The organism is Bacillus sp. 123MFChir2 (assembly GCF_000383235.1).
GTDB lineage: Bacteria > Bacillota > Bacilli > Bacillales > Bacillaceae_G > Bacillus_A.
On record NZ_KB910943.1, the window covers coordinates 19361 to 35943 of the forward strand.

General features: G+C 36.6%; 14 protein-coding genes. 7 read left to right on the forward strand and 7 right to left on the reverse strand.

What is annotated here, in order from left to right:
• The 4 genes from menB to H280_RS0112040 all read left to right on the forward strand — a co-directional run bounded on the left by menB (position 1) and on the right by H280_RS0112040 (position 4584).
• Positions 1–819 (forward strand): 1,4-dihydroxy-2-naphthoyl-CoA synthase, encoded by an 819-nt coding sequence (gene menB / locus H280_RS0112025; RefSeq protein ID WP_020061374.1) that lies wholly within the window; start codon positions 1–3, stop codon positions 817–819.
• A 756-nt stretch (positions 820–1575) separates the two neighbouring features.
• Positions 1576–3021: an o-succinylbenzoate--CoA ligase gene (locus H280_RS0112030; protein ID WP_020061375.1), complete on the forward strand. Its 1446-nt coding sequence runs from the start codon at positions 1576–1578 to the stop codon at positions 3019–3021.
• A complete protein-coding gene (gene menC / locus H280_RS0112035; protein ID WP_020061376.1) occupies positions 3022–4128 on the forward strand; it encodes an o-succinylbenzoate synthase in 1107 nt (368 codons plus the stop codon).
• 276 nt (positions 4129–4404) lie between these two features.
• The gene (locus H280_RS0112040) at positions 4405–4584 is read left to right on the forward strand and encodes a YjcZ family sporulation protein (RefSeq protein ID WP_020061377.1); all 180 of its coding nucleotides are present in this window, start codon (positions 4405–4407) and stop codon (positions 4582–4584) included.
• Between the two features lie 55 nt (positions 4585–4639).
• Here H280_RS0112040 and H280_RS0112045 read toward each other — a convergent pair whose 3' ends face one another.
• The 5 genes from H280_RS0112045 to H280_RS0112065 all read right to left on the reverse strand — a co-directional run bounded on the left by H280_RS0112045 (position 4640) and on the right by H280_RS0112065 (position 11404).
• The gene (locus tag H280_RS0112045; protein ID WP_020061378.1) at positions 4640–6613 is read right to left on the reverse strand and encodes an FtsX-like permease family protein; all 1974 of its coding nucleotides are present in this window, start codon (positions 6611–6613) and stop codon (positions 4640–4642) included.
• Complete coding sequence (locus H280_RS0112050) at positions 6610–7362, reverse strand: ABC transporter ATP-binding protein (RefSeq protein ID WP_020061379.1); 753 nt, start codon at positions 7360–7362, stop codon at positions 6610–6612. Before H280_RS0112050 ends, H280_RS0112045 begins: the two co-directional genes overlap by 4 nt.
• A gap of 92 nt (positions 7363–7454) precedes the next feature.
• A complete protein-coding gene (locus H280_RS0112055; RefSeq protein WP_020061380.1) occupies positions 7455–9425 on the reverse strand; it encodes an FtsX-like permease family protein in 1971 nt (656 codons plus the stop codon).
• Positions 9426–9694: 269 nt separating this feature from the next.
• A complete protein-coding gene (locus H280_RS0112060) occupies positions 9695–10705 on the reverse strand; it encodes a sensor histidine kinase (RefSeq protein ID WP_020061381.1) in 1011 nt (336 codons plus the stop codon).
• A 3-nt stretch (positions 10706–10708) separates the two neighbouring features.
• Entirely contained in the window at positions 10709–11404 is a 696-nt protein-coding gene (locus H280_RS0112065; protein WP_020061382.1) for a response regulator transcription factor, read from the reverse strand.
• A 102-nt stretch (positions 11405–11506) separates the two neighbouring features.
• Here H280_RS0112065 and H280_RS24445 point away from each other — a divergent pair, with 102 nt between their 5' ends.
• From H280_RS24445 to H280_RS0112080, 3 genes are all read left to right on the forward strand, one after another.
• Entirely contained in the window at positions 11507–11689 is a 183-nt protein-coding gene (locus tag H280_RS24445; protein WP_051094774.1) for an ArsR family transcriptional regulator, read from the forward strand.
• A gap of 826 nt (positions 11690–12515) precedes the next feature.
• On the forward strand, positions 12516–13286 hold the full coding sequence (locus H280_RS0112075; protein WP_020061384.1) for an ABC transporter ATP-binding protein: 771 nt from the start codon (positions 12516–12518) through the stop codon (positions 13284–13286).
• On the forward strand, positions 13273–15219 hold the full coding sequence (locus H280_RS0112080; protein ID WP_020061385.1) for an ABC transporter permease: 1947 nt from the start codon (positions 13273–13275) through the stop codon (positions 15217–15219). Before H280_RS0112075 ends, H280_RS0112080 begins: the two co-directional genes overlap by 14 nt.
• 353 nt (positions 15220–15572) lie before the next feature.
• On the opposite strand, the gene H280_RS0112085 is transcribed toward H280_RS0112080, so the two are convergent.
• Positions 15573–15761 carry a hypothetical protein gene (locus H280_RS0112085; RefSeq protein ID WP_020061386.1) on the reverse strand — a complete coding sequence of 63 codons (189 nt, stop codon included), beginning with the start codon at positions 15759–15761 and terminating at the stop codon, positions 15573–15575.
• A 27-nt stretch (positions 15762–15788) separates the two neighbouring features.
• Positions 15789–16319, reverse strand: coding sequence for a hypoxanthine phosphoribosyltransferase (hpt, locus tag H280_RS0112090; protein WP_020061387.1), 531 nt, complete (start codon positions 16317–16319; stop codon positions 15789–15791).
• Positions 16320–16583: the final 264 nt, after the last annotated feature.

The following is a 16583-nucleotide window of genomic DNA, read 5'->3' on the forward strand; positions in this document are numbered from 1 at the left end:
ATGACGATTGAATGGATAAAAGAAGGAAATTACGAAGATATTATTTACTCCACATACAATGGAATCGCAAAGATTTCGATTAACCGTCCTGAAGTACATAATGCATTCCGTCCAAAAACGGTAATGGAGTTAATCGATGCGTTTGCACATGCACGCGATGATCAAAATGTTGGTGTTATCATTTTAACAGGTGAAGGTGGCCGTGCGTTCTGTTCTGGCGGTGACCAAAAAGTTCGCGGTCATGGCGGATACGTTGGCGACGATCAAATCCCACGTCTAAACGTATTAGACTTACAACGCTTAATTCGCGCAATTCCAAAACCAGTTATCGCAATGGTAGCAGGTTATGCAATCGGCGGCGGACATGTACTTCACATCGTATGTGATTTAACAATCGCAGCAGAAAATGCAGTGTTTGGCCAAACAGGTCCAAAAGTAGGTAGCTTTGACGGCGGATACGGCGCTGGTTATTTAGCTCGTATGGTTGGTCATAAGAAAGCTCGTGAAATTTGGTACCTATGCCGTCAATACAATGCGCAAGAAGCACTTGATATGGGCTTAATTAACACAGTTGTACCATTAGAACAACTAGAAGAAGAAACTGTGAAATGGGCAGAAGAAATTTTAGCAAACAGCCCAATGGCACTTCGCTTCTTAAAAGCTGCATTTAATGCAGACACAGATGGCCTTGCAGGTATTCAGCAACTAGCTGGTGATGCAACGCTATTATACTACACAACAGACGAAGCAAAAGAAGGCCGCGATGCGTTTAAAGAAAAACGCAGTCCGGACTTTGGACAATTCCCTAGATTCCCGTGATAAAAGCGGAGCCGACTGTCTAGACCTGTCGGCTAAGGTTCTCTCCCGCAGAAGGCGCTTTTTGTCTTCTTGCGGGGGAGGTTCTTAGACGGAAGGGTTTAGGAGGCGTAGCTGGATAAGATAAAAGCGGAAGCGGCTCGTTTAGAACAAGAGGACGTTGGAGCCCCTGACGTAGAGGTGCTCTATGCCTCGCAGGAAGGTGCGAAACGACCGACTGTTCTAGCCGCCGTAGCTAGATAAGATAAACGTTATAAAAGGACTTGATGAAATTTCATCAAGTCCTTTTATTGTATGCGTGTCCAGTTAAAGTGGACACTGCTTACTCGCGAAAATACAGTCTAGGTAAGAGCCAAGTCACTTAGTAGTGATAGGCAACTGGTTAAGAAATCCTAATCCTAAGGTTGAATCCTCTCGCTCACAAAAAAGTGTTTTTCACTTGTGCATAGTTACAATTTGATATAAGCGCAAGAGAGAGATAAGATAGAATTAACGTAAACTTAGTTATATAAATTTATTTTCTGATATGTAAGTTGCTGCTGTGCAGAATAAAAAAATGACATGCACTTACTTTCTCTTTTTGTTTTAAACTTAGCCGGTGGCAGAAAAAGGCCCTGACCGCTTCTATGCATGGCCAGATGCTCTCGTCCGTCTAAAAAAGAGGGGGTTTTTTTATGTTGTTTTTCAACTTATATAGAGGAAGAAAAAGAGTGATAAGAAGCTATGTAAGTGTTCTATATTTTGAAAGGAGAATATGATATGGAAACAATGCCGAATTGGCTTATGCAACGTGCTTTTTTAACACCGGAGCGCACCGCAATTGAAACGAGGAATCGTACATATACGTTTTTACAACTTCATGAAGAGGTTCTTTCAATGTGTGAGCATCTTGCTTATTTGCAAGTGAAAAAGGGAACAAAAGTGGCTGTTCTGATGAAAAATAGTATGGAGATGGTGATTGCGATTCATGCTCTTTCTTATATAGGGGCAGTCGCTGTGCTATTGAATACACGTCTTTCAAGAGAAGAGCTACTTTGGCAAATGGAGGACGTAGAGGTGTCTTGTTTGCTTACAGATGAAGAGTTTGAGGGAGAGCGAGTGCCTGTATACTTATTTGCAGAGCTTGCAGCATTGCCGAAAGAACAGGTAACCGTGCAAAACGAGTTTGTTTTAGAAGAGACGATGACGATCATTTATACGTCAGGTACGACAGGGAAACCAAAAGGCGTAATGATTACGTACGGAAACCATTGGTGGAGTGCAGTTGGTTCTTCGCTAAATTTAGGGCTTCGTGATGATGATTGTTGGTTAGCGTGTTTACCATTTTTCCACGTGGGCGGATTATCGCTGTTAATGAAAAATATTATGTATGGCATGAGGGTGCTGCTTGTTCCGAAATATGATCCGGATTTCATTCACGAATCGCTGCAAACGAGAGGCGTAACGATGATTTCTGTTGTATCGAAAATGCTGACGGATTTATTAGAGCGGCTACAAGAAGATACATATCCACCGTCTCTTCGCTGCGTATTGCTTGGCGGAGGGCCAGCTCCAAGGCCGCTTTTAGAAACGTGCGTTGTAAAAGGGATACCTGTGTATCAAACATATGGTATGACGGAAACGTCTTCGCAAATTTGTACATTGGCCACTGATTATATGTTAACGAAAGTTGGCTCGGCTGGAAAACCGTTGTTTCCATGTCAAATTCGTATTGAACAAGATGGAAGGGAAGCGAGCGTAGGAACTGCTGGGGAGATTGTTGTGAAGGGGCCGAATGTAACGAGTGGTTATTTCAAGCGTGAAGAGGCGACGAGAGAGAGTATTGAAGACGGATGGTTACATACAGGAGACATTGGCTACTTAGACGAAGATGGTTTTCTTTACGTGCTAGATCGCCGCAGTGACTTAATTATTTCTGGCGGAGAGAATATATACCCAGCGCAAATTGAGGAAGTCTTACTTGCACATCCTGCTGTTTTGGAAGCGGGCGTTGTTGGAGTGACCGATGAGAGATGGGGACAAGTTCCTGTCGCATTTGTTGTGAAAGTAGAAGAGGTAACGGCAGAGGAATTGCTTGCTTTTTGCGCGAGGAAACTTGCACGGTATAAAGTGCCAAAAGAAGTTCATTTTCTTTCTAATTTGCCGCGAGGTGCCTCCAAGAAATTACTGCGCCGTGAACTGCGGCAGTTGCTGGAGGAAATGTAAATGCACATAAAAAAGGCAATCCTTTATGTAACAGAAATGCCGCTCGTTATTCCGTTTGCTGCAAGTTACGGTACGTATGAAAAGCGCGAAAGTATTGTAATTGAATTAATAGATGAAGAAGGACGAAGCGGTTTTGGCGAAGTGGTTGCTTTTTCAGAACCGTGGTATACAGAAGAAACAGTCCAGACAGCGTTTCATATGCTGCAAGACTTTTTGTTGCCAGTGTTATTTGAACAGAAACTTGCCCATCCTTCTGATGTGACGTCTCTTTTTCGACATATAAAACGCAATAATATGGCGAAAGCAGGCATTGAAGGCGCATTATGGGATTTGTATGCAAAGTGTGAGAATCAATCGCTTGCTGCGCTGCTTGGCGGTGTAAAACAGGAAATTGAAGTCGGTGTCGTGATTGGCCTTGATACAATTCCTAATATGTTAAAACGAATTGAAACATACGCTGAAGAAGGGTATAAACGTTTTAAAGTGAAAATTAAACCAGACAATGACTATGCTTTGCTTTCCAAAATTCGCGAAATGTTTCCGGAAATTCCATTGATGGCAGATGCCAATTCTGCCTATACATTGGCGGATGTAAAGCAGTTACAAAGGTTGGACGAATTTCAGTTAATGATGATTGAACAGCCGTTAGCAGATAACGATTTTCTTGATCATGCTCGTTTGCAGCAGCAAATGGAAACAAGCATTTGCCTAGATGAAAGCATTCATTGTTTAGAAGATGCAAGAGTTGCCATACGACTTGGGAGCTGCCGTATCATCAATATAAAACCGGGCCGAGTTGGCGGATTAACAGAATCCATTCGTATTCATGATTATTGTCAGCAGCATCGCATTCCTGTTTGGTGCGGAGGTATGGTAGAAATGGGAATTTCTAGGGCGCAAAATATTGCGCTCGCATCGCTTCCAAACTTTACAATTCCCGGTGATATTTCCGCTTCTAGCAGACATTGGAAGCTAGATATTATCTTGCCGGAAGTAACATTGCAACATGGAAAAATTGTCGTTCCTGAGAAAGCTGGGTGTGGCTATGATATAAACCGGGCAAGACTAGAAGAGATAACGAAACAATGCATTGTATGTGAGAGGTGAACAGATGCAAAAGCATGGCTAGCCACTCTCGCCCACCGAAAAAGAAAAGGATTTCTATGTTAGCTTTTCAATTCGCATCTATATATATCCTAACTATTTCGGTCTACTAATAAGTAACGAAGTGGATATAGTAAACCATAAGAAAAACCTCATTTGAAACAAGCCTGTTTTTAAAAAGAACAAGCTTCTTATTTCCGTCCGAAACATAGGATAAATGGAATCCACTGAAAGGATCCTGCAAGGAAAAAGGATTTTTATTAAAGGAGGAATAGAGCAATGGGTGAAAGTTGCGAACACGGACATGGGCATCGTCATCACGGTAATGGCTTTGCGCTTTTAATCGTATTATTTATTTTGTTAATCATTATCGGTGCTAGCTGCTTTGGTGGCTGCGGTTATGGCGGTTATGGTGGCTACGGTGGTGGTCCTGGCTTCGGTTACGGCGGTTATTGTTGATAATATGTTAAAAACTATTAGAAATAGCCTTGTGCTCTGCACAAGGCTATTTTATTCACAGTTTAATATGTCGTGACAGTTTTTGAATGTAAAATGAGCGTATAAAGAAAAAGAAAATAATTTCAATTATGCCAAAGAGACTTAATATTCGCAGTTCTTCTTTTAATAACGAGAAAGAGAACATACTTTGTAAAAATTTAATTGCAAATATTGTATGAATACAAGCAATCACATAAGGAACGAAAAATAGGATTGCTAATTGAATCGTGGACGAACGTATCATTTCAGCTTTTGTTAAACCAATTTTTGTAATGGTCTTATATTTCTCTGTTTCACTAGTAAGATCAGTATACATACGGAAATATAAAACACTTCCCGCTCCCATTAAGAAAATAATGCAAAGAAATGTACCGATAAAGAAGTTTGCAATGTTCTCGCGTTTGTTAACGTATAATTCATCACTTGATGTAAAAATTTGAAAAGGGGCTTTCTGATCCTTCTCATTCTGCTGATCTGTATAGTATTTTGCATCTTCTGTAGTCATACGCAAAATACGCTTTGTGAGCGGTAATGTATTTTCCCAATCATCAACTTGAAAATTATAAAACGTCATTGGTTCAAGATGGGGAATTTCATTGTCGATAACAGGGTCTTGCAGTACGATCAAGTACGCATTGGCATTCTCCGGTATAATTGGATTTTTGGCTATTTCTTTTATATAAAATTCTTTTTTATTAGACTGTAACATAATCTTTGTTTGTATAAGAAACGGATTTGTTAATAGTTCTAATGGTACTGGTGAATATCTTGGAACTATATATGTTTCCTTTTCTGCTAATTGAACTTGAGGACGGTTTAGCAATTGAGCGAGACTATTATAGTCACTTTGTTTGATAATCCAAATGTCTTCATTAACAGCTCTATCTTTATAAATAATGGTTGTACGCTTTTGGTAAGTAAATTTGTCCGTCTGTAATTCTTTTTCCAATGCTTCCATATGCTTTGTTTCTAATTGATTCCCTTCATGAGATACGTAAGCAAATGGAAAAGGAAATGCTTCTTCTATAGAAGCCCTTGTGTATTTATTAAAAGCATATAACGGTGTAATAATTGTAAAAGCAATTGTAGATAGTATCGTTACTACAAAAAGCATATTAATATTGAGGCGGACCCTCGATGGTAAGTCAGATATCCAGAGCATATTCGTTTTTTTCATATAAAAGCGTCGGCGTTTTTTTAATATTAAAATGAAAAGAAAGCTTGCTTGTGAAAATAGAAAATATGTCCCCATTATAACAAGAGGGATAATAGATAAAATAATAAGCAAGCCGGTTCCATTTGTTAAATTTTTTTCTGTTATATAACTTTGTGGATATGCCGCAAAAATATAACCTGAAAGTAAACACAGTAAACTAAAAATTGAAATGACAACAGAAGGTGATGTTTCCTTTTGTTTGTGAACTTCACTTTTTATAAGATGAATTGCTTTCTGTGTACGAATTAAAACAGGTGTAAAGAGCGACACACCAATAAACAGTATGAGAAATGTTTTTACCGTTGTCCAAATTGCCTCTGAAGGCCAATATAAATAAAGGCCGTTAACACCGGAAATTTTTGATGTAATTAATAAGAAAAAGTTAGAAAATACAAGACCAGCTTGAAGACCGAAAATAATAGCTAGAAGCCCAATAATCATATTTTCTAGAAAAATAAGCAATTTCATTTGCCGGTTTGAAATACCTAAAACGGTTAAAATACCAAACTGTTGTTTACGTACCTTTAAAAATGTTCCAATCGAGTACAATAAAAAGAAAAGAGAAAACAGTACAATTACAACTTGCGTAAACCCAATTAAAGTGAGAAGGGGCCCTGTTTCACTAAAACCTTTTATGTTTTGTAAACGTGGATGATACCGATACACGGCAAATGAAAAGAACACCGTAATTGAAAATGAACTGCTTAAAAAATAAGCAAAGTAAGCTCTTGAGTTGCGAACGACATTCTTTAAAGCAAATTGCCAAAAATTCATCCACGTCTTCCTCCTAGTAATGCTAATACATCTAATATTTCTTGATAAAACTTTTCACGATGCAGGCCGCGGTGCAATTCATTATAAAGCTCACCGTCTTTAATAAAAATGACGCGGTTGCAATAACTAGCAGCAAATGGATCATGTGTCACTGTTAAAATTGTTGATTGTTCTTCTTTATTTAACTTCGTAAATAACTCCATTACATCAATTGCAGCTTTTGAATCTAAGTTTCCAGTTGGCTCATCGGCAAGTAGTAACGAAGGTTTATGGATAACCGCACGGGCTACTGCTGTGCGCTGTGCTTGTCCTCCGGAAACTTCGAAAATTCGTTTATTTAAAATATGATCAATACCGAGTTTTCTGGAAATGGTCTCTAGTTTTTCGTCCATTTCAGAAAGTGAGACATTATCTAAAGTTAAAGGCAAAACGATGTTTTCGCCAATTGTTAATGTATCTAATAAATTAAAACTTTGAAATACAAACCCTAATTCTTGTCGCCGAAAGATCGCTAACTTTTCACTACGAAATGTATGAGGCTGTTTTCCGTTAATAAAGACTTCGCCTGCTGTAGGAGAATCAATGGTCGATACAACATTTAATAAAGTTGATTTCCCACTTCCTGACGGACCCATAATCGCAACGAATTCCCCTTTATCTACATGTAAATTAATATTTTTTAAAGCAGTATGAGGGACCTTTCCCTCATACACTTTCGATACATTTTGAATGTGCAGTACTTCTTCCATATATCAATCACCTTTCTAACGCTATAAATTCATTTTCATTCTTCTAAAAAGGGGGATTTTTCCATTTTATATTTATATATCTTTATATTTACCTATAGTTTAATATGCTGGGACAACTTTTGCATATATAATGAACGAATTAAAAGGAAAAAGAGAATTTCAACCGTTCCAAAAATGGTAAGGACAACACTAACTTCAGTAAATAAGGATAGTTTTATTACGCCTTTCCACATTTTTGCAGCAAACATCGTATGGATGGAAGCTATTATATACGGAACAAAAAATAAGATAGCAAGCTGAATGGTAGCGGATCGCTTCATTTCTGATTCTGTTAATCCAATTTTTGTGATCGCAATATATTTCTCTTGTTCATTCGTTAAATCCGTATACATTCGGAAATATAGTACGCTTCCAGCGCCGATAAAGAAGATTATACCAAGGAATGTGCCGATAAAGAAAAAGGAAGCATTTTGTAGTTTCGTTTCATAGAGTTGATTACTTCCTTCAAAAGCTTTGTATAACGGTTCTTTAGAAGGAATCTGTTTGCGATCCGCCTCAAGTTTTTTGCTGAATGTGACTGCGATTGCATGTGTATTTTCCCAATTTTGTACTTGGAAATTGTATAATGTCATATGCTTCATAACATTGGATAGTGATTGTACTGTATTGTCTGATAAGATGAGTACATTTGAAACAGCTCCAGACGGTAGCATATTCTTATCACCAGCACCCTTCACTTTTAATTCTAGGGAATGCGTGGAAAGGACAATTGTCTGTCTTCCGTACAATGGATCCCATTCGCCAATCAGATTTTGGTAAGCATGCCCGGGAATTAAATACGTTTCATCATCTTTTAAGAAAACCTTTTGACGATGCAGAGCGGTAGCTAATTGATTATAATCACTTTGTTTTAATACATACACTTCAGCTTCATAGGGGGAATTTGTTTCTTTTTGAAACGATACCCCGTATAAGTCTACTTGTGTTTTAGTGTATTCAAATTTCTCAGCTTTTAGTTGCTGTTCTAACCAATCAATATGCTGCGAAGCGATTGGATTTGCATCAAAAGAAAGATAAGTGAATGGAAATGGAGTATCTTTTACAATTTGCGCCTTTGTAAATTTCCCGAAACCATAGATAAAGGTAATCATCGTAAAGGCAAGAGTGGACAACATTGTTACTACAAAGAGCATATTAATATTGATCCGAATACGGTTTGCTAAATCGGAAATCCACAGTAAATTAATTCGTTTCATATAAAATTTCCGTCTTCTTTTCAACGTGTGAATGAGCAGAAAGCTAAATTGTGAAAAGAAGAAGTAAGTTCCAACTGCCACAAGTGTTGGAATGACAAAAATGCTAGAGAAAATGTACAGGACACCGATCGTATCGCCTTGTGAAATAAAGTACTTTGGACATCCTGCTAGTGTATATCCAGAAAGTAAGCATGAAATGCCAAACAAGGAAACGATTATGGATGGTTTCTTTTCTTTTTGATATATTTTTCCTTCTTTTAAAAGACGTACAGCTTTTCTTGTTCGAATTAAAACAGGTGTGAAAGCTGATACGAAGATAAAGAGTCCAAGAAAGGTTAATATTGTTAACAGTATTGCGCCTTTTGGAAAATATAAATATAATCCAGGCATATGCGTAATTTTTGCTGTAACTAATAAGAAAAGTTGTGAAAACACAATCCCGATTTGAATTCCGGCAAAAATGGAAAGAAGTCCAATTAGCATATTCTCAATGAAAATGAGTCGTTTTAATTGCTTTTTTGATATACCTAAAACAGTTAAAACGCCAAATTGCTTTTTTCGAACTTTTAAAAATGTACCGGTAGAATACAGTAAAAAGAAAAATGAAAAGAATACAATAACAGCCTCAGATATCCCCATTAAGGTGTCGATACCGGAAGTTGTGTCAGCATTTTGCAAACGAGGATGAAATAAATACACGGCAAATGAAAAGAAAATTGCAATGGAAAAAGCACTGCTTAAAAAGTAGGCAAAGTAAGCACGAGAGTTGCGTGTTACGTTCTTAAATGCAAATTGCCAAAATGTCATATTTTTATCCTCTCAGTCTTAAAAGCATTCTTATATGTTGCAAAAGTGTATAAGGAATCCTTTCCCCATACACTTTGTTATAAAGCTATATAAATTTATTTCTATGCAAATCAAAAAAATAATCGCTACTTGCTTTCTTCCTTTGTTCCTTTGTTTGAACTTTACACGTGGCAGAAATAGGCCCTGACCGATTCTATGCATGGCCAGTTGCTCTCGCCCACCGAAAAAAAAGGCTTTTATGTTAGTTTTTCAATTTGCATATATATAACTTAATCTGCATGTTCACCTGTTTTGTTTAGGGCGGCATTATGGAAAATGATTTTGATACTTGTCCCTTTGCCAACTTCAGAGTCTAGTTTGACAGAATGACCTAAATAGGAGCAAATTTTACTCACAATGTACAATCCCATACCAGTAGACTCTCCAAACGTTCGACCATTTTTTCCTGTATAAAATGGTTCAAAAACACGGCGAATATCTTCTTGCGGAATACCGACACCTTCATCGCGCACTTCAAAAATAATATCTTTCCCGTTTTGAGCAGCAGATAAGAATACTTTTTTTCCTCTTTCTCCTGAATACCGAACCGCATTTGTCATTAACTGATAAATAATGAATTTTAGCCATTTTGCATCAGAAGTAACCATTACATCAGAATGCACTTCTAAAACAGGAAAGACACCGTTTCGGATAAACAGCTCTTTTAAACTATTTATATTTTTGGTGACTGCGTCTTTTAACGAAATAGTTTCCACATGAAAGTCCTCATGGAAATTATTTAAACGTGCCATATATAATGCCATATCTAGTCCTTGGTTTAACTTTTCAAGCTCTTGTTTGAATTTTGGAATTAGATGCTCATCTTCCATTTCAAGTACCATTAACTGCATAATAGAAACGGGCGTTTTCATTTGATGTACCCATTGGTTAATAAACATTTGATGTTCTTGCTGTTTTACTTCATATGCTTGCAAGTCTTTTTGAAACAGACGATATTGTGTACGAACAAGCTCATTTACACCATGTGGCATAGGGGCGGTTGCTCGCTCAATAAACGCATCCTCTATTTTGTCAGGCAGTTCACTTAGTCGTTTATATAATCTGCGATTTCGAACATAGCGATAAACGAGAAAACAAATGAATAAATACATACTTAGTACAATAAAATAAAATTTATTGTTTTTAAATCCATCAACGGCATCATATAAAACGAAGATGATGGCAAAGTTTAAAATATAAAGAAGAAAAAAACTAATATGATCACGTAAAAATAACTTCATGCTCTATTCACTCCAAGTTGCATTTAACCGATAGCCTAAGCCACGTACAGTCTCGATTGCATTTTCAATCCCAAGTTCAGTGAACTTTTTACGAAGACGTGTAATGTTTACGTTTAATGTGTTTTCTTCGACAAAACTTTCATCATCCCAAAGAGCTGATAACAAATCTTCTCTGTTGGCTGTGCGAGGATGTTTAGAAAGAAGCATCTCTGCTAAAATGGCCTCTTTTTTTGTGAGTAATACGTGCTCACCTCTATAGTGAAGCTCTGGGCGTTCAGGGTATAGTTTTAATCCTTCTACTTCAACGATGCGTTCGGTCATACTCGGTGCATAGTCACCGTAGATGCGGCGTAATTGTCCTTTAATTTTTGCCATTACAACATCATAATGAAACGGTTTAGTAATATAATCATCAGCGCCACTTTCAATCGCCATAATTTGCTCCATTTCACCAGCGCGAGCAGAAATGAAAACAATTGGACAAGTGGATTCATGACGAATTTGACGGCACCAGTAGAAGCCATCAAACTTCGGTAAATTTACATCTAATAAAACAAGGTGTGGTTTTGTATGATGAAATGAAGCCATAATGTCATCAAAATTATCTGCAACAACTGCTTCATAACCGTATTTTTGAATGTGAGATTGCAGCAAAGATGAAATACTTGGATCGTCTTCTACAATTAAAATCTTGTACATACGTACATGCCTCCTCTAGCTTTGTGTATATATAGTGTAACATGTGTTTTCGTTGTTTTCATTATGTCAATCCTTATTATATATACAAGTTGAAAAAACGTCATAAAAATCGTCTTCTTTTTAGGAGGAGCGAGACATTTCAGCGACTTAACAGCGGGAGAAATTGCCGATCACTTCAATATGACAAAGCCGAGTATCTCTCATCATTTAAATGCGCTCAAAAATGCAGAGCTCATTCATGATGAGAAAAAAGGACAGTTTGTTGTGTATTCATTAAATATATAAATCAAACTTGACTTTCCAACACACAAGTCGCCGCCATGCTAAACAAAAAATAACCTGCTACTTTCGTTCTCTCTTTGTTGGAACTTCGCACGTGGAAGAAAAAGGGTTTATGTCAGGTTTTTAATTTGTAATTATATAGAATATATGTATGAGTCCCAATAAAGAAACAAGAGTTCTATTCTAAAAGGGTGTTTCTTCTGATGTATAGGTGAATTATTATATTGAAATAATTATAAAAAGAGTGTAATAACAACATATACTTTATAGTAGTAATCTACTTATTATATGTTATTTGAATAAAAAAATAACTACTCAGTCACCCTATGAAAAATCGATAGAAAAGCATTTTTTTTAATGGCCCGGAGGAACTGGCTATGCATAGAAGCGGTCAGTGCCTTTTCCGGCCACGCGCAAGGTTTGAAAACAAAGGTAGGCAAACAGTGCAGGCTCCTTCCCTGTTTGCATGACAGTAGTCTATATGCCCAAAAATGAATGTATAAGTAATAGAGAGACACATCTTTACTAGAATCATACCCTTCTCTAAATTTCTAAAAGGTATAGCTGAGTAGTTACAAAATAAGAAGAAAGAAACCGTTCTTTCACTTGGAAAGAGCGGCTTTTTAACCTTACAGAAATGTAAGGTTTATGTAAGAGAAATAGATAGTCCGTTATTATGGTAAATGGTATAGTAACAAGGTGCTTCGGGAAAGAATTCTAATATAACAATTTATAAAATAAAGTTTCTTATATAACAATTCTAATTGTGTAAGGAAGTGTAATCGTGGCAACAGTAATGATGAGATAGGGTAAAGTGAGGGATATCGTAATGAAGACAGTACTAGAAGCGAGGGGTATTCGAAAAGTATATGATACTGGTGGAAATACATATGAAGCATTAAATGACATTAACTTACAAGTGAAGGAAGGCGAGTTTGTTGGAATTATGGGGCCGTCTGGATCGGGGAAAACAACGTTATTAAATGTTCTTTCTACAATTGATCATGTAACGAGCGGTGAAGTTTTAATTGATGGAAATGACATTGTGAAAATGACTGATGATAAATTAGCGTTGTTCCGTCGTGATCACTTAGGATTCATTTTCCAAGATTATAATTTATTAGATACGTTAACAGTACAAGAAAATATTGCGCTTCCACTTGCACTATCAAAAGTCAAGGCAAGTGAAATTGACCGTCTAGTTCTTGAAATCGCGAAAAAATTCGGTATTGATCATATTTTAGATCAATATCCATACCAAATATCTGGTGGACAAAAACAGCGCTGTGCAGCTTCTCGTGCGATTGTTACAAATCCAAGTATGATTTTTGGGGATGAGCCAACGGGGGCGCTAGATTCTAAGTCTGCAACTGATTTATTGGAGAGTTTGAAAGCATTAAATGAATATGACCAATCGACAATTTTGATGGTTACGCATGATGCACTCGCCGCAAGTTATTGTAAGCGCGTTATTTTTATTAAAGATGGTGAGTTATTTAAAGAACTGCACAGAGGAGAATTAACACGTAAACAATTTTTTGGGCGGGTATTAGACGTAATGTCTACAATCTCTGGAGGTGCAGTAGATGACGTTATCTAGTATTGCCCTTCGTAATATAAAGCGTAACTTTAAAGATTATGCTTTATATTTTATGTCGATAATTTTTAGTATCGTCATTTATTTTACATTTGCATCACTTCAACATAATACGCAAATGGCAAAGGCAGTGGAAGGGTCAAAGAAAATTAGCGGGGCATTCCAAGTTTCTAGCGCGATGCTCATTATTTTCGTAGCGATATTTATTATTTATTCCAACAGTTTTTTTACATGTAAACGAAAAAAAGAAGTTGGTTTATATTCTTTGCTCGGCATTCGAAAACGTCAAATTGGGAAAATGCTGTTTTACGAAAATATGTTAATGGGATTCATGTCTCTAGTAATCGGGATTGTAATTGGCAGTGTGCTGTCTAAGTTATTCCTTGAATTATTAGTAGACTTAATGGGATTTGATTTCCAAGTTTATTTTGAGGTCCCATTAGCAGCAATTATTGATACAACAGTTGTTTTCTTTGTCATTATTTTATACACATCGCTGCAAGGATATCGTTTAATTTATCGTTTTAAACTGATTGAACTCTTTCACGCTAAACGTGAAGGAGAGGGAGTACCGAAAGAATCGATTATTATTGCATGTGTCGCTGTATTCTTAATTAGTTCTGGGTATTTCTTATCACTTATGTTTACAAAAGTTATTAAATATGCAGACTTCATGATAATCGTATTTTATATTTTATTTGCGATCGTCCTTGGCACATACTTATTATTTATGTTCTTTGCAGTTGTTGTTTTAAGAAGAGTAAGAAATCATAAATCGTCTTTTTATAATGGAATGAATATGGTAACAACATCTCAGCTTTTATACCGCATTAAAGGAAATGCAAAATCTTTGGCGACAATTGCTATTTTGAGTGCGTTAACATTAACGGCTGTTGGTACAACTGTTACGACGTATTATAATACATTTACTCAGGCGAAGGACATTGCCCCGTATAGTTTTTCTTATGAGAAAAAAGATGCCGCTTTTGAACAAAAAGTGAATGCAATCTTCGCAGAAGAGAAGAAACACAATCCGATTACAGAGCAATTTGAAATTGAAATGGTACCGGTGAAAGGGAAATTCGAAGGTGAAAAAGCAAATATAAGTATGAATTCTCGTTATATAATGACGGAACAATATCAACTGGTGTCACAGTCCGCCTTCAAGGTAATTGCGAAAAAAATGGATGTAGATGTGGTAAGTTTAACTGCTGGAGAAGCATTTGTATTTGATGGTATGTATATCGAAGGACACGAGTTTAGTACAGCATATAAAGGAAACAAAGCAGTGTTTCCTATTGGGAATGAAACGAAGGCATTAACAATTAAAAATGCTGAAGGTCGTAATGTTACGAACTTAGGAGAATTAGTTGTTGTTGTGCCAGATGACGTATACGAGCAAGCGAAAAAGACAGCTGAAACAAGAGTTGTTAAAAATATTAATGTGAAACATGAAAAGGACAGTAAAGTATTAACAGAGAAGCTAGTAAAGACTATGCCGAAGGAGTCTGAAGCTGAGCTGATCTTTAGTGATTTCTATACAGGATTTAAAGGCGAAATGGAAGCAACGGGTATGATGATGTTCATCGGTGTTTTCTTAGGGCTTGTATTCTTACTTGCAACAGGTTCTATCATTTACTTCAAACAGTTAACGGAAGCGAATGCAGACCGTGAACGCTACGTCGTTCTAAGGAAAATTGGCATAACGAAGAAAGAAATGAAGAAAGCAATTGCAAAGCAGACCTTCTTTATTTTTGCAATTCCGTTGGTAGTTGGAATTTTGCACAGTTTATTTGCACTAAAAGGATTATCCAACTTATTGCCGTTTGACATTTTCATTCCGTTATTAATGAGTATTGGCGTGTACAGTGTAATCTATATTGGTTATTACTTCTTAACAGTTCGTTCTTATTTTAAGATTGTGAGCGGGGAGTAGTAGAGAAAGAAGCTGCTATATAGATGCAAATTGAAAAACTAACATAAAAACCCTTTTCTTTTTCGGTGAGCGAGAGCAACTGGTCATGCATGGAGGCGGTCAGTTCCTTTTCCAGCCACGTACAAAGTTTAAAACAAAGATAGACGGCAAGTAGCGGCCATGTTTTGTTCTGCATAGCAGCGACTTAGATGTTAAAAAGTCAACTTGTATTTAGATATATTAAAAACTCAGTCCAATTACATTATCTTTTCTCCCCTAAAATAGAAATAGCCCCTACTTTGATGATCGAAGTAGAGGCTATTTCTATTTTAAATAATGCTGACGTAAATTAAAGTTTTATTCGGGTTTCTTGCCTAATTCTTCGCTAAAATTGCCATATAAGGCATTGTTGTAAATTCATTTGTCTTCAGTAAAGCGAGTACATTTTTTAGATAAACTGTGTTATGTTCAACTGTTTTTGCGAAAGATTGGATCAGTTTGATTACTAAATCGATCGTTAATCCTTTATGAAAGCTTGCCCAAAAGTTCCACTTTTGGGACAACCTCGTTTTTCGTTAAGTATAATTATATTATTTATCTGTTGCAACTGATGCGATATACGGCAAGTTACGATATTTCTCAGCACAGTCAATGCCGTAACCAACGATGAATTCATCTGGGATAACGAAGCCAACATATTCAGCTGTTAGATCCACTTTACGGCGTTCTGGTTTATCAAGAAGCGTACAGAATTTTAATGTTTTTGGTTTATGCATTAAGAAATGGTCTTTTAAGAAGTGAAGTGTTAAACCAGAATCGATAATATCTTCTACTACAATTACGTTTTTACCAGTAATATTTACATCGATATCTTTTAGTAATTTCACTTTTCCAGTTGTTGTTGTTTGGTTTCCGTAGCTAGATGCAGAAATAAAGTCAATTGTTACCTCATTTTTAATATGGCGAATTAAGTCTGCTGCAAATACGAAAGAGCCTTTTAATACAGCGATAACAAAAATTTCTTCTCCTTCAAAATCACGTTCAATTTGCAGTGCTAATTCTTTTACTTTTTCTTGCAACTGCTCTTGTGAGATTAAAGTGTCTTTTAGTTGAATGTCCATTGAGAGCCTCCTACATTGTAAAACTTGTGAACAGTTTGACTGTAAAGGATTGATAAGAAAAAGTCAAAGGAGAGTACCTATTTTAAATAGAATATACATAATGTTTAGAATATATTAGAATGAAAGGAAGAGTGCGGGAAATAAAAGGAAAATATTTACAAGTGTAAATTGAAGAACTGACATATAAACCCCTTTTCTTTTTTGATGGACGAGAGCAACTGGCCATGCATAGTAGCGGTCAGGGCCTTTTTCTGCCACGTGCGA

Bases quoted from the DNA above. Each gene is read 5' to 3' on its own strand.
- H280_RS0112055 (WP_020061380.1), bottom strand. From the start codon at position 9,425: ATGACATTTTGGCAATTTGCATTTAAGAACGTAACACGCAACTCTCGT.
- hpt (WP_020061387.1), bottom strand. From the start codon at position 16,319: ATGGACATTCAACTAAAAGACACTTTAATCTCACAAGAGCAGTTGCAA.
- H280_RS0112045 (WP_020061378.1), bottom strand. From the start codon at position 6,613: ATGAATTTTTGGCAATTTGCTTTAAAGAATGTCGTTCGCAACTCAAGA.
- H280_RS0112040 (WP_020061377.1), top strand. From the start codon at position 4,405: ATGGGTGAAAGTTGCGAACACGGACATGGGCATCGTCATCACGGTAAT.
- H280_RS0112030 (WP_020061375.1), top strand. From the start codon at position 1,576: ATGGAAACAATGCCGAATTGGCTTATGCAACGTGCTTTTTTAACACCG.
- menB (WP_020061374.1), top strand. From the start codon at position 1: ATGACGATTGAATGGATAAAAGAAGGAAATTACGAAGATATTATTTAC.
- H280_RS0112080 (WP_020061385.1), top strand. From the start codon at position 13,273: ATGACGTTATCTAGTATTGCCCTTCGTAATATAAAGCGTAACTTTAAA.
- H280_RS0112065 (WP_020061382.1), bottom strand. From the start codon at position 11,404: ATGTACAAGATTTTAATTGTAGAAGACGATCCAAGTATTTCATCTTTG.
- menC (WP_020061376.1), top strand. From the start codon at position 3,022: ATGCACATAAAAAAGGCAATCCTTTATGTAACAGAAATGCCGCTCGTT.
- H280_RS0112050 (WP_020061379.1), bottom strand. From the start codon at position 7,362: ATGGAAGAAGTACTGCACATTCAAAATGTATCGAAAGTGTATGAGGGA.
- H280_RS0112060 (WP_020061381.1), bottom strand. From the start codon at position 10,705: ATGAAGTTATTTTTACGTGATCATATTAGTTTTTTTCTTCTTTATATT.
- H280_RS0112075 (WP_020061384.1), top strand. From the start codon at position 12,516: ATGAAGACAGTACTAGAAGCGAGGGGTATTCGAAAAGTATATGATACT.